This window comes from Belnapia rosea, assembly GCF_900101615.1.
GTDB classification, from domain to species: Bacteria; Pseudomonadota; Alphaproteobacteria; order Acetobacterales; family Acetobacteraceae; genus Belnapia; species Belnapia rosea.
Map to the genome: position 1 here is coordinate 1,128,844 of NZ_FMZX01000001.1, position 13,507 is coordinate 1,142,350.

Annotated in this window: 13 protein-coding genes; 8 read left to right on the plus strand and 5 right to left on the minus strand. The window is 70.3% G+C overall.

From position 1 onward, the window contains the following. Positions 1–133 precede the first annotated feature (133 nt). Positions 134–676: a papain-like cysteine protease family protein gene (locus tag BLR02_RS05420; protein ID WP_090562095.1), complete on the plus strand. Its 543-nt coding sequence runs from the start codon at positions 134–136 to the stop codon at positions 674–676. A gap of 103 nt (positions 677–779) precedes the next feature. On the opposite strand, the gene BLR02_RS05425 is transcribed toward BLR02_RS05420, so the two are convergent. The 4 genes from BLR02_RS05425 to rplM form a co-directional block, all read right to left on the minus strand. Further along, positions 780–1,313 carry a gamma carbonic anhydrase family protein gene (locus tag BLR02_RS05425; protein WP_090562093.1) on the minus strand — a complete coding sequence of 178 codons (534 nt, stop codon included), beginning with the start codon at positions 1,311–1,313 and terminating at the stop codon, positions 780–782. Positions 1,314–1,374: 61 nt separating this feature from the next. Next, entirely contained in the window at positions 1,375–2,322 is a 948-nt protein-coding gene (argC, locus tag BLR02_RS05430; RefSeq protein ID WP_090661173.1) for an N-acetyl-gamma-glutamyl-phosphate reductase, read from the minus strand. Positions 2,323–2,501: 179 nt separating this feature from the next. Continuing rightward, entirely contained in the window at positions 2,502–2,993 is a 492-nt protein-coding gene (gene rpsI, locus BLR02_RS05435) for a 30S ribosomal protein S9 (protein WP_408735466.1), read from the minus strand. Positions 2,994–2,995: 2 nt separating this feature from the next. After that, positions 2,996–3,469: a 50S ribosomal protein L13 gene (rplM, locus tag BLR02_RS05440; protein WP_090562088.1), complete on the minus strand. Its 474-nt coding sequence runs from the start codon at positions 3,467–3,469 to the stop codon at positions 2,996–2,998. A gap of 178 nt (positions 3,470–3,647) precedes the next feature. On the opposite strand from rplM, the gene BLR02_RS05445 reads away from it, so the two are divergent. The 3 genes from BLR02_RS05445 to BLR02_RS05455 all read left to right on the plus strand — a co-directional run bounded on the left by BLR02_RS05445 (position 3,648) and on the right by BLR02_RS05455 (position 7,593). Continuing rightward, complete coding sequence (locus BLR02_RS05445; protein WP_176849384.1) at positions 3,648–4,628, plus strand: Bug family tripartite tricarboxylate transporter substrate binding protein; 981 nt, start codon at positions 3,648–3,650, stop codon at positions 4,626–4,628. 6 nt (positions 4,629–4,634) lie between these two features. After that, complete coding sequence (locus BLR02_RS05450) at positions 4,635–6,347, plus strand: dihydroxy-acid dehydratase (RefSeq protein WP_090661177.1); 1,713 nt, start codon at positions 4,635–4,637, stop codon at positions 6,345–6,347. A gap of 70 nt (positions 6,348–6,417) precedes the next feature. Continuing rightward, on the plus strand, positions 6,418–7,593 hold the full coding sequence (locus BLR02_RS05455) for a M20 aminoacylase family protein (RefSeq protein ID WP_090562083.1): 1,176 nt from the start codon (positions 6,418–6,420) through the stop codon (positions 7,591–7,593). Positions 7,594–7,693: 100 nt separating this feature from the next. Here the strand turns inward: BLR02_RS05455 and BLR02_RS05460 are convergent, their stop codons facing one another. Beyond that, positions 7,694–8,305: a glutathione S-transferase family protein gene (locus BLR02_RS05460; RefSeq protein ID WP_090562081.1), complete on the minus strand. Its 612-nt coding sequence runs from the start codon at positions 8,303–8,305 to the stop codon at positions 7,694–7,696. Positions 8,306–8,501: 196 nt separating this feature from the next. On the opposite strand from BLR02_RS05460, the gene BLR02_RS05465 reads away from it, so the two are divergent. The 4 genes from BLR02_RS05465 to BLR02_RS05480 all read left to right on the plus strand — a co-directional run bounded on the left by BLR02_RS05465 (position 8,502) and on the right by BLR02_RS05480 (position 13,372). Then, the gene (locus BLR02_RS05465; protein WP_143018041.1) at positions 8,502–10,451 is read left to right on the plus strand and encodes a putative bifunctional diguanylate cyclase/phosphodiesterase; all 1,950 of its coding nucleotides are present in this window, start codon (positions 8,502–8,504) and stop codon (positions 10,449–10,451) included. A 70-nt stretch (positions 10,452–10,521) separates the two neighbouring features. Then, positions 10,522–10,848 (plus strand): NIPSNAP family protein, encoded by a 327-nt coding sequence (locus BLR02_RS05470; RefSeq protein ID WP_090562077.1) that lies wholly within the window; start codon positions 10,522–10,524, stop codon positions 10,846–10,848. Position 10,849: 1 nt separating this feature from the next. Then, positions 10,850–11,755 (plus strand): agmatinase, encoded by a 906-nt coding sequence (speB, locus tag BLR02_RS05475; protein ID WP_090562074.1) that lies wholly within the window; start codon positions 10,850–10,852, stop codon positions 11,753–11,755. 342 nt (positions 11,756–12,097) lie between these two features. Next, positions 12,098–13,372: a type III PLP-dependent enzyme gene (locus tag BLR02_RS05480; protein ID WP_090661182.1), complete on the plus strand. Its 1,275-nt coding sequence runs from the start codon at positions 12,098–12,100 to the stop codon at positions 13,370–13,372. Positions 13,373–13,507 lie beyond the last annotated feature (135 nt).

The following is a 13,507-nucleotide window of genomic DNA, read 5'->3' on the forward strand; positions in this document are numbered from 1 at the left end:
CGCGCCTCCCGATGCGGCCACCCGGGGCAACCGCACGGGTGGCCGCGCCCGCCCTCTATCAACTCCAGGTGATATCATGCCGAGGCGAGGTTGATGGCGCTACCATAACCAGGGGTTGTGGAAAGCATCGTCCATGTCGGGTTCCGGATTTCAGATCGGCAATCACCGCGCCGGGCGGCCGCGCAGCGACGCGGTGACCAGCGCGGGCTCCTGGCCCACCCTGCGGCTGGACGTGCCGCTGGTCGGCCAGGTGCGGCAGATGGACTGCTGGTATGCCGGCGCCTGCATGCTGGCCTATTACCGCGAGGCAGGCCCCCGCCTCGGCCTGCCGCGGGCCTGGATCGCCGATCGTGGCATCCAGCAGCCCGCCTGGGGCCGGCTCGCACGGGCCGAGGGGCTGCTGCCGGTGCCGATGCCGGGCGGGGCCCACCGCATCGACCAATTCGGCCTGTTCCGCTGGCTGATGGATTACGGGCCGCTCTGGTGCGCGGGCGACTGGTTCGGCTTCGGCCATGTGATCGTCGTGACCGGCATCACCGGGACGGTGATCCACCTCAACGACCCCGATGATGGGGTGGGCGGCCCGAACGGCGCGCGGAAGACGAACACCGTCCAGTGGTTCAACGACCACCTCTACTGGAACGAGGCCAACTGCCTGCTCTACCGGCCAGCCTAAGGGCAACCTCCAGGCGGCCGGACAACGAGCCGCTACCCCCTTCGGCAAGCCGGGCAAATGCCCGGGCTGGCGGTGGTCGGGGAGTAGCCGCCCGGGCTCGGCGTCAGGCGCCGCCGAGCGAGGCGCGGTGGCGCCCCGAAAGCTCCACGTAATGCGGCGCCGTCTTGTCGAAGCCGGCCCGCTGCTCGACCGTCAGCAGCCGGACCAGCTTCGCGGGATTGCCCATCCAGAGCTCGAGCGCCGCGATTCGCTTGCCGGGCGGCAGGACCGAGCCGGCGGCCAGCACCCCGCCCTCCTCGATCACCGCATCATCCAGCACCGTCGCGCCCATGCCGACGAAGGCGCGGTTCATCAGCGTGCAGGCATGGATGATGGCGGCATGGCCGACCGTGACGTCATCACCGATACTGGTCGCCTGCCTGCCGGCATTGACGTGGATGATGGTGCCGTCCTGGATGTTGGTGCCGGCGCCGATGCGGATGAAGTTGGTGTCGCCGCGCAGGACGCAGTGATACCAGATATTGGATCGTGGCCCGATCGTGACGTCGCCGATCACGGCGGCGGTCGGCGCCACCCAGGCCGACGGATCGACCACCGGCTGCTTGCCCTCGAAGGGGTAGAGCGGTCCGTGCGGCATTCTTCTCCTCCCTATGCGGTGCCCATGGCGCCGGCACGCGGCGCCATGGGGAATCCTGGCCCTATTCCGCCGCGACGGGCAGGCGCGTCTCGACCGGGATGCCGAGCATCAGGCCGATATTCTGCACCGCCGCGCCGGAGGCGCCCTTGCCGAGATTGTCGAAACGCGCCGTCAGCACCGCCTGGCCATGGGCCTCGCTGCCATGGACGCGAAGCTCGAGCAGGTTGGTGTTGTTCAGCGCCTCCGGCTCCAGCTTGGCGGTCGCCGGCACCACGGAGACATACTCGCTGCCGGCATAGCGGGCGGCGAGCACCGCCTCGATATCGGCGGGCTTCGGCCGGCCCGGCAGCGTGTCGAGATGCAGTGGGATGCTGACGATCATGCCCTGCCGGAAATCGCCGACCGAGGGGATGAAGATCGGCCGCCGCGTCAGCCCGGCATGGGTCTGCAGCTCCGGGATGTGCTTGTGGCCGAGCCCAAGCCCGTAGAGCTCGAAATCCGGCGCGCGGCGGCCTTCATACTCGGCGATCATCGCGTTGCCGCCGCCGGAATAGCCGGAGACGGCGTTGACCGTGACCGGATAGTCGCGGGGCATCACCCCGGCATCGACCAGCGGGCGGAGCAGCAGGATGGCGCCGGTCGGGTAGCAGCCGGGGTTGGAGACGCGCGGCGCCGCGGCGATGAGCGCGGACTGCTCCGGCGTCAGCTCCGGCAGACCATAGACCCAGTCCGGGGCGATGCGATGCGCGGTGCTGGCATCGACGAGCCGGGGCGCGTCGGCACCGAGCGAGGCGGCCAGCGTGGCGCTTTCCTTCGCCGCGTCGTCGGGCAGGCAGAGGACGACGAGGTCCACCTCGGCCATCAGCGCGCGGCGGGCGCCAGGATCCTTTCGGCGCGTGGGGGCGATGGATCGCACGGCGAGGCCGGGCAGGATCGCCAGCCGCTCGCGGATCTGCAGGCCGGTGGTGCCGGCCTCGCCATCGATGAACACCGTCGGGATCTTCGCCATGTCCTTGGCTCCCTCAGCCTGGGGCACAGTGCCGCCCAATGCGGCCCAAAAAGCAAGAGGGGCGGGCCCAGGCGGGCCCACCCCTCGTCGTATGACAGCCATGTGGCTGGCGCCGACCGGCGCCCGCCCGGCCGGGGACCCCATCGCAGTCTTGCTGGCAAAACTGCGATGGGAACCCGTCAGCGCTTGCTGAACTGGAAGGAGCGTCGTGCCTTCGCCTTGCCGTACTTCTTCCGCTCGACGACGCGCGGGTCGCGGGTCAGGAAGCCGGCCTTCTTGAGGATCGGCCGCAGCTCCGGCTCGTAATGGGTGAGCGCGCGGCTGATGCCGTGGCGCACCGCGCCGGCCTGGCCGGAGAGGCCGCCGCCGACGACGGTCGCGATCACGTCGAACTGCTGGTAGCGGTCGGCGACCAGGAAGGGCTGCGAGAGCAGCATTCGCAGGACCGGCCGGGCGAAATAGGTCAACACGGGCTTGCCGTTGACGGTCATCTCGCCCTTGCCGGGCTTCACCCAGACGCGGGCCACGGCATTCTTGCGGCGGCCGGTGGCGTAGGAGCGGCCGAAGGCATCGCGCTTCGGCTCACGCAGGACCGGGGCCTCGCCGGTGATGGCACCGGACTGCACCAGGCTCTTCAGATCGGCGAGTGTGCCGGTCGTCTCCTCGCTCATGCTCAGAGCACCTTATTCTTGCGGTTCATGGCGCCGACATCGAGCGTGACCGGCTGCTGGCCGGCATGCGGATGCTCCGCGCCGGCATAGACATGGAGGTTGTCCATCTGGCGGCGGCCGAGGGGCCCGCGGGTGATCATCCGCTCGACGGCCTTCTCGATCACGCGCTCCGGGTACTTGCCCTCGAGCCGCTCCCGCACCGTGCGCTGCTTGATGCCGCCCGGGAAGCCGGTGTGCCAGTAGAAGACCCGCTGCTCGGCCTTCTGGCCGGTGACCCGGACCTTCTCGGCGTTGATGACGACGACATGGTCGCCGCAATCGACATGCGGGGTGAATTGCGGCTTGTGCTTGCCGCGGAGGCGATTGGCGATGATGGTGGCGAGGCGGCCGAGCACGAGGCCCTCCGCATCCACGACCACCCAGCCTTTCTTGACCTCGGCCGGCTTCAGCGAGCGCGTCTGGGTCTGGAGTTGCATGGGTCGGGAACTTCGTCCGGTCTATTAGAGGCGCGGGTTATGGCGGCCGGGGCACCGCAGGTCAAGGGGAAAGCTGGGGTTTTGGGGCATGGTAATCCATTACCGTAGCATCCAGGGCGTCTTGCCAGCCCCCCCTCGCGGGCGGCACCCTGGGCGCAACGACAAGGAGGAACGGGCCATGGGGCTGCGCGCAGGGATCGGGCGCCGGGGGGTGATCGCGGCAGCGGGCGGGGTGCTGGCGGCGCCGGCACTGGCCCAGGCGCCCTGGCCGGCGGGGCAGACCGTCGCGGTCGTTATCCCCTATGCGCCGGGCGGCGCCTCCGACGTGATCGGGCGGCTGGTGACCCAGGTGCTGTCGGAGAAACTCGGCGGCACCTTCGTGATGGACCACAAGCCGGGCGCCTCGACCAGCCTCGCGGCGCGGATCGTGGCGCGGGCGAAGCCGGATGGGATGACGCTGCTGCTCGGCACTATCGCCACCTTCACCCTGACGCCGCTGGCGCTGCGCAACCCGGGCTACGACCCGCTGGCGGATTTCATCCACATCACCCAGGTCTGCGAGACCCTGTCGGTGCTGGTCGCGCATCCCCGCTGGGGCAGCTTCGAGGCGTTGATGGCGGCGGCCAAGGCCAGGCCCGATGCCCTGTCCTATGCCACCTGGGGGGTCGGGACCACGGCGCATCTGCCGATGCTCGACCTGCTCGGCCGGGTCGGGGCCGAGATGCTGCACGTCCCCTATAACGGCTCGCCACCGGCGCTGACCGATACGATCGCCGGGCGGACGGATTGCATGTTCGCCCTCTACGCCGCCTGCAAGGGGCATCTGGAGGAGGGCCGGGTGAAGGGGCTGGCGCAGCCGACGCCGGAGCGGCCGGCCGCCATCGCCAATGTCCCGACCTTCGCCGAACTCGGCATCCCCGATTTCGTCTATACCGGATGGTATGGCGTGCAGGCCCCGGTGGGGACTCCGCGCGCCATCACCGACCGCATCGAGCGGGCGCTGACCGAGGGCCTGGCGGACCCCCGCATCCAGGCCTTCATGGCGACCCAGGGCATCGCCCCTTCCGCCATGGGGAATGCCGCCGCCGTGGCGCGGATCGAGCGCGAATTGCCTTCGAACCGCAGGCTGATGCAGCGTGCGGGCCTCAATCCGGAGTAGCGTCCCTTGTCCACCCCCCCGACCAAAGCGCCCCATGGCCTCTCCCGCAATGCCGCCAACTACGGCGACCGGGACTTCGCCTTCTACCTGCGGCGGAGTTTCGCCAGCTCGATGGGCTATTCCCGGGCCATGCTCGAGAAGCCCGTGGTGGGAATCGCCGACACCGCCTCCGACTACAACAACTGCCACCGCAACGTGCCGGAGATGGTCGAGGCGGTGAAGCGCGGCGTGCTGGCGGCGGGGGCCCTGCCGCTGGCCTTCCCGACCGTCAGCCTCTGCGAGCCCTCGCTGGTGCCGACCTCGATGCACTACCGCAACCTGATGGCGATGGACACCGAGGCGATGCTCTCGGCCCAGCCGATGGATGCGGCGGTGCTGATCGGCGGCTGCGACAAGACGGTGCCGGCCCAGCTCATGGCGGCCGCCAGCGCCGATGTGCCGAGCGTGATGCTGGTCACCGGCCCGATGCTGGCGCAGCGCTTCGAGGGCGAGCGGCTGGCCGCCTGCACCGATTGCCGGCGCTACTGGGCGCGCTACCGGGCGGGCGATGTCTCGGCCGAGCGGATCGGCGAGATCGAGGGCAAGCTGGCGACCAGCGCCGGCACCTGCGGCGTCATGGGCACCGCCTCGACCATGGCCTGCATCGCCGCCGCCCTCGGCTTCATGCCGCTGATGGCGGCCTCGGCGCCGGCGGTGCATTCCGACCGGCTGCGGATGGCGGAGGAGGCCGGGGCGCTCGCGGTGCGCCTCATCACCCATCCGGTGAAGCCCTCGCAGCTCATCACCGAGAAGAGCGTCGAGAACGCGCTGCGCGTGCTGCTGGCGCTCGGTGGCTCGACCAATGCGCTGATCCACCTCACCGCCATCGCCGGGCGGGCCGGGGTGAAGATCGACCTCAAGCGGCTCGACGCGCTCTCGGAGGAGACGCCGGTGCTGGTCGACCTGAAGCCGACCGGCGAGGGCTACATGGAGGATTTCCACGCGGCCGGCGGGATGATCGCCCTGATGCGCGAGCTGCGCGACCTGCTGCATCTCGACTGCATCGACCTCTATGGCCAGACGCTCGGCGAGCAGATCGATGCGGGGACGCCCTTCGTCGACCGGACCTATATCCGCGCCCGCAACCAACCGGTGAGCCCGGTCGGCGGGCTCGTCTCGCTCTTCGGCAGCCTGGCGCCGGATGGGGCGATCCTGAAGCGGAGCGCCGCCACCCCTGCCCTCTTCGAGACCGAGGCGCGCTGCGTGGTCTTCGACGGCCTCGCCGACCTCGCCGAGCGGATCGACGACGATGCGCTCGACGTGACGGCGCAGGACATCCTCATCCTGAAGAATGCCGGGCCGCTGACCCCGGCGGGGATGCCGGAGGCGGGCTACCTCCCCATCCCGAAGAAGCTCGCCCGCGCCGGGGTGAAGGACATGGTGCGGATGAGCGACTGCCGCATGTCCGGCACCGCCTTCGGCACCATCGTCCTGCATATCGCGCCTGAGGCGGCGGCGGGCGGGCCGCTCGGCCTGGTCGAGACCGGGGACCGGGTGCGGCTTTCGGTGAAGGAGCGGCGGCTCGACCTGCTGGTGGAGGAGGCCGAGCTGGCGCGGCGCCGGGCGGCCTGGACGCCACCCGCGGCGCCGAAGCGCGGCTGGGACAAGCTGGTGCATGAGCAGGTGCTGCAGGCGCCCGAGGGGGCGGACCTGGCCTTCCTTCGGCCCGAGGGCGTCTGACCCCCCTTGCCAGGGTGCCGCCTGCCCCGATAGCAGGCGGCACCCATTCCCCGTGCCAAGGCGCCCCCTCATGCCCATCCTGAACCGCATCGCCGATTACCATGCCGAGATGACGGCCTGGCGGCGGGACTTCCACGCCCATCCCGAGATCGCCTTCGAGGAGGTGCGGACCAGCGGCATCGTCGCCGAGAAGCTGCGGGAATTCGGCTGCGACGAAGTCATCACCGGCATCGCCAGGACCGGCGTGGTCGGCGTCATCCGCGGCCAGGGCGATACGGGGCGCGCCATTGGCCTCCGCGCCGATATCGATGCGCTGCCCATCCTCGAGCAGACCGGGCTGCCGCATGCCTCGACCGTGCCCGGGAAGATGCATGCCTGCGGCCATGACGGGCACACCACCATGCTGCTCGGTGCCGCCAAGTACCTCGCCGAGACACGGAATTTCGCCGGCACCGTCTATGTCATCTTCCAGCCGGCCGAGGAGTCCGGCGGCGGCGGCAATGTCATGGTGCAGGAGGGGCTGTTCGAGCGCTTCCCGATGGAGCGCGTCTTCGGCATGCATAACTGGCCGGGCGCGCCGGAAGGCAGCTTCTGGTGGCGCGAGGGGCCGATCATGGCCGCGACCGCGCAGATCGAGGTGACGGTCACCGGCAAGGGCGCGCATGGCGCCATGCCGCATCAGGGCAATGACCCGGTCGTTGTCGCGGCGCAGATCGTCACCGCCCTGCAGTCCATTGTCGCGCGCAATGTCGAGCCGGCGGAATCGGGCGTCATCACCATCGGCCAGATCCAGGGCGGCGACACCTGGAACGTCATCCCGGAGGAGGTCTTCCTGCGTGGCACGGCGCGCTGGTTCAAGCCCGAGATCGGCGACCTGCTGGAGCAGCGCTTCCTCGAAATCACCACCGGCATCGCCACCGCCTTCGGGGCGACGGCCAAGGCGGTGTTCGACCGCGGCTATCCCGCCACGGTGAACGAGCCGGAGAGCACCGCCCTGTCGGTCGCCGCCGCCCGGGCGATCGCCGGCGAGGCCAAGGTGCAGGAGATGCCGAAGCCGACCATGGGCGGCGAGGATTTCTCCTTCATGCTGAACGCCAAGGCGGGCAGCTACATCATGCTCGGCGCCGGGCGCGGGCCGGCGGACCCGCAGGTCCATCACCCGCGCTACGACTTCAACGACGCCGTGCTCCCGATCGGCGCCAGCTACTGGGCCCGGCTGGCGGAGCAGATCCTCACCAAGGGCTAAAGCAAACTCCGATCCGGTGGAATCACCGGAGCGGAGGTATTTGCTCGATCAAACAACAGGCTAGAGCGGCTTCCGTGAGCCAGGGCGAACGGAAGCCGCTCTAGGCCTTGGCCGAGGGCCGCGCCGCCATCATCGCGTGATGGGCGGCGATGGCCCGGTGGTCGGGGTTGATCGGCTGGCCGACCTGGGCGCCGAAATCGACGAAGGCGAAGAGCATGATGTCGGCGAGGCTGAGCCGCTCGCCGCAGATGAAGGTCCGGCCGGCGATCAGCCCGTCGAGCCAGGCCAGCCGCTTCTGCGCCGTCACCTTCAGGTCGTCGGCGGCCTGCGGGATGCAGTGGATGCGGTTCTCGAACAGCTTCAGCCCCTCGGCGAAGCGGAAGCCGTTCAGCATCGGCTCGGCGATGTTCAGGTCGATGCGCCGGCTCCACATGCGGGTCTCGGCCCGCTCCTGCGCCGTCGTGCCGATCAGCGAGGCGCCCGGCGTGATCTCGTCGAGATACTCGCAGATGGCCGTGATCTCGGCGAGCACGCTGCCGTCGTCGAGTTCGAGGCAGGGCAGCTGCCCGGCCGGGTTCTTCGCCAGATAGGGCGGCTGGCGGTTCTCGCCACCGCGCAGGTCCACGGTGGTCTTCGGCAGTTCGATGCCGCGCTCGGCCATGAAGATGCGGACGACGCGCGGATTGGGGCCGATGGAATCATAGAGCATCATGGCCAGCCTCCTCCCCTCCTGATTGGCCCGGGAACACCGGGCGGGATGATTTGGACCGCGCTGCGCCGCCACGGCAAGCCCGGAAGGGCCGGGCCGGGGATCGGAAGCTACCCGCATTGTTACATTATATTTACTATTTTGGGTCATGACGGTAAGGCCCGCATGCTTGGCCGCTCATTCCGAGCCAGAAGGTTCCGTGATCCATCATCCCACCCCTGCGGACCCCTCCCGCAGCAGGCTCGAAACGCAGGCGGCTCCGAACGAAGCCGATGATGCGGCGCTGGTCGCGCCGTTGTTCGACCGGCTGGCCTCGCTTTGCGTCGGCCATGTCGCACCACTCGCCCTCTGCGGCTTCGTCGCCACCCGAACGGACAGCGCCTGGCCGATCATCTGCCTCGTGCTGGACCTGGTCCTGCTCGCTGCACGGATCCTGGTGGTGCTGGGCTTCCGGCGCCTACGGGATCCGCAGCCGGCGGATGTGCTGCGGCTGGCGCGGCGCTACTTCGTGGTCGGTATCATCTGGTCGGTCGCCACCGGCGCCTTCTGCGCCTGGTGCTATGCCTCGGTGGATGACGATGCGACGCGGACGCTCGCGGCCACGCTGGCGATGGGGACGGTCGGCGGCATCGCCTCCCGCAACGCCACCACCCCGCGCTTCGCCCTGGCGCAGATCAGCTCGATCCTGCTGCCGCAGATCGCCGTCGCGGTCTCGCTGGGCTCCTGGCACTGGACCCAGGCGACGATGGTGCTGGTCTATTTCATCGCGCTGCGTTCCATCGTGCGCCGCCACCATGCCGATATCCGCGCCTCGCTCCGGGCCCAGCGGGAGCGTGCCGAGCTCGCCCGGCGATCCGAGCACATGGCGCTGCATGACAGCCTGACCGGCCTGCCGAACCGCGCCATGTTCCGCATCGCGCTGGACCGGGCGGTCACCGGCCTGCCCAAGGCTGGCTTCGCCGTGCTCTACCTCGATCTCGACCGGTTCAAGGAGGTGAATGACAGCCTGGGCCATGCGATGGGCGACCGGCTGCTGCGGGAGGTCGCCGCGCGGATCCGCGGCAGCCTGCGCGAGGGGGATCTGGTCGCGCGGCTGGCCGGCGACGAATTCGCCGCGATCCTGCCGGGGCTGCAGACGGCCGAGGCGATCCTGCCGCTCGCCCGGCGCGTGATCGAGGCCGTCCGCGCGGATGTCATCCTCGACGGGCAACGGGCCTCGGTCGGCATCAGCATCGGTGCCGCCATCGCCCCGCGGGACGGGATGACGAACGACGGGCTGATCCGCCATGCCGACACGGCGCTGTACGAGGCGAAGGATTCGGGGCGTGGCACCTGCCGCGTCTTCGACCGGGAGATGGCCGAGCGGCTGCAGGCCCGCCGCGGGCTTGCCGCCGATCTGCGCGGCGCCCTGCAGCGGGGCGAGCTGGTGCTGTGCTACCAGCCGATCCTCCACGCCGCCGGCGGCGTGGCCGGGTTCGAGGCCTTGCTGCGCTGGCACCACCCCCATCGGGGCCTCGTCATGCCGGCGGAGTTCATTCCCGTCGCGGAGGAGATCGGCGCGATCGCCGCGATCGATGCCTGGGTGCTGCGGACGGCCTGTGCCGATGCGGCCGGCTGGCCCTCGCCCCTCCGTGTCGCGGTCAACCTTTCCCCGGCCCGGCTCGAGGGCCGCGACCTCACCTGCACGGTGGCGGAGGCGCTCGCCGCCACCGGTCTGGCGGCATCGCGGCTCGAGCTCGAGATCACCGAGGCGGTGGTGCTGCGCGACAACCAGCGGATCATGGCGCTGCTGCGCGAGCTGCGGGGCATGGGCCTCCGCGTGGCGCTCGACGATTTCGGCACGGGCTACTCCTCGCTCGCCTATCTCCGCCGCTTCCCGCTCGACAAGCTGAAGATCGACCGTGGCTTCGTCCAGGATCTCGGCCACTCGCCAACCGCGGCGCCGATCCTGCGGGCCATCATCGAGCTCGCCCATACGCTCGGCCTGGTGACGACGGCGGAGGGGGTGGAGACGGCGGCGCAGCTCGGCCTGCTGCGCGAGATGGGCGTCGCCGAGGTGCAGGGCTACCTGTTCAGCCAACCCTGCCCCGCCGCGGAGGTGCCGGCGCTGCTCGAGGCGCTGGCGCGGCCGGTGAAGCTCAGGGCCTGAGGCAGCTCAGGGCCTAGGGCTCCCGCCAATCCCGGGTTAGGCTTCGCCTGTCCAATGGGAGGAACCCGCGATGATCCATGAGCTCCGCATCTATCACTGCGTGCCGGGCCGGCTGCCGGCGCTGCTGAAGCGCTTCGAGACCATCACGCTGAAGCTCTGGGAGAAGCATGGCATCAGGCAGGCGGGGTTCTGGACCGTCCTCGTCGGCTCCTCCAACCAGGATCTCTACTACCTCCTCGCCTGGGACAGCCTGGCGGAGCGGGAGCAGAAGTGGAACACCTTCGCCACCGACCCGGATTGGCTGGCCGCGCGTGCCAAGACCGAGGAGGATGGCCAGATCGTCGCCTCGGTGGAGAACCTGTTCCTGGCACCGACCGCCTTCTCCTCGGTGAAGTAGCATGGCCGGCCCGCCGACCTTCGCCACGCCGCCCGGCTTCCTCGGAATCGGGCGGCAGGATCCGGCGGCCGCCTATGTCGTGGCGGGGGTGCCGATGGATATCGGCACCACCAATCGCGCCGGCACGCGGGACGGGCCGGCGGCGATCCGCCGCGCCAGCCGCATGCTGGTGGATGGCGTGCATCCCGAGCATTGGGTCGATCCCCGGGATCTCGACATCGCCGATATCGGCGAATTCGCCATCGCGCTGGGCGACATCGCCGGCAGCCTGGCGCTGATCGAGCGGCAGGCCGCCGCCTGCCGGCACCTGGTGGCGCTGGGGGGCGAGCATGGCATCACCCTCGCGCTGCTGCGCGCGCTGTCCAGGCGGCTCGGCGGGCCGCTCGGGCTGCTGCATTGCGACGCGCATGTCGATACCTGGGCGGATAATTTCGGCCAGGCCTATGCCCATGGCTCGCCCTTCTACCATGCGATCCGGGAGGGGCTGGTCGATCCGCGCCGGATGATCCAGGTCGGCATCCGCTCACCGGTCGACCGGGCCACCTGGGACTGGACCACCGGGCAGGGCGTCACCATCGTCACCGGCCAGCAGGCGCAGGAGATCGGCCCGGCCGGGCTGGCGGAGCGGGTGCGGGCCGTGCTCGGCACCGCACCGGCCTATCTCTCCTTCGACATCGATTGCCTCGACCCGGCCTTCGCCCCGGGGACAGGGACGCCGGAGATCGGCGGCCTCGCCTCCTGGCAGGCGCAGGCCCTGCTGCGGCGGCTGCGAGGGGTCGATTTCCGCGGGATGGATCTGGTCGAGGTGGCGCCGGCCCATGACGTGGCGGAGATCACGGCGCTGGCCGCCGCGACCCTCGCCTGGGAATACCTGTCCCTGCAGGCACTCGACCGGCAAGATTCCTGAAAGCTTTGAGGCTTTCCGGCGGCCATGCCGGCAGAACGGGCGAGCCCCGGAAAAAAGACATGGCAATTCCGCCCGGGAGGCACTATTTCTCCTGCCGCGGCCGCTGACGGGCGGCCGCTGGCGCTATCGCACGTGCCGCGAGCCCGGTGAGTGAGACCGGGCACAGCAACGACGGGATGCGTCCTTTTCGTCCATGCCGGCCGCCCCTGGGCGGCTGGGGCCGCGAGGGATCTGCCTATGTTGCTTGAACGGGTCGCCGCGATGCGAAGTCCTATCCGCATCGCCTGAAATCGGGCCACGCCGCCCGCATTCCATCGCCCTGCTGCCTCCGAGGATCGCGCCATGTCCCTGCTCCGCACCCGTGCGGCGGTTGCGCCGCTGCGCCGCCGTCTCGACGACGCCCTGACCGCCCTTCCCGCCGTCGATGCGCTGGTCGCCGTCGAGCGGCCGGAAGAGCCGATGCACTGCCTGCGCCCGGCCGCCATCGCCGAGGCGGCGTCCGGCTTCGTCGCCGGCTTCCCGGGCGAGGTGCTCTATGCCGTGAAGTGCAACCCGGAGCCGGCCGTGCTGCGCGCGATCTGGGCGGGCGGCGTGCGGCATTTCGACTGCGCCTCGGCCAATGAGGTGGCGCTGGTGCGGTCGATGTTCCCCGAGGCCGGCATCCACTTCATGCACCCGATCAAGGCGCGCGGGGCGATCCGCACCGCCTGGGGCGAGCATGGCGTGCAGGATTTCGTGCTCGACAGCGCGGCGGAGCTCGACAAGATCCTGGCCGAGACCGGTGCGGGCGCGGCCGAGGGGCTTGGCCTCTTCATCCGGCTCGGCCTGCCGAAGGGCACGGCGATGCTCGACCTCTCCGGCAAATTCGGCGCCGAGCCGGAGGAGGCGGCCGAGCTGCTGCGCGCGGCGCGGCCGCATGCGGCGCGGCTCGGCCTCTGCTTCCATGTCGGGTCGCAGATGATGGACCCGCTGGCCTGGCGGCAGGCCATGGCGCTGGCCGGCGAGGTCATCGAGGCCGCCGGCGTGCCGGTCGAGGTGGTGGATGTCGGCGGCGGCTTCCCGGTCGCCTATCCGGGCATCGAGCCGCCTCCACTCGGCGCCTTCTTCGCCGAGATCGAGGCGAGCTTCGAGGCGCTCGACCTGCCAGGCGCGGTGCTCTGGGCCGAGCCCGGGCGGGCGCTGGTGGCGGGCGGCGGCTCGGTCGTCGTGCAGGTGCAGGGGCGGCGCGGCCGCGACCTCTACCTGAACGATGGTGTCTATGGCGCGCTGTCCGATGCCGGTGTGCCGGGCTTCACCTTCCCGGTGCGGCTGATCCGGCCGGAAGGGCCGCGGGCCTCGGTGCCGGAGGAGGATTTCGTCTTCTTCGGCCCGACCTGCGACAGCGCCGACCGCATGAAGGGCCCCTTCCCCCTGCCCGCGGATGTGCGGGAGGGCGACTGGATCGAGATCGGCCAGCTCGGGGCCTATGGCGCCTGCCTGCGCACCGCCTTCAACGGCTTCGACCGGGCCCGGCTGGTCGAGGTCCGGGACCGGCCGATGCTGGAATGCGATCGCCACAGGTGGAACGGCCGGCGGCGTGAATCGCATGACCGGACAAAGCTGAGGCAGGCGGCGTGAACGCCGCCTGCCGCAGGGGCTGACGCGGAAGTGTCACTGGCCGCCCAGGCCAATCTGCGCGTTCCAGTTGCTGCGACCCGGCCGCCCCGGCGTGGGGCGGCTGGCCCTGTTTCCTGCGTGCCTTGAAGGAGCCTT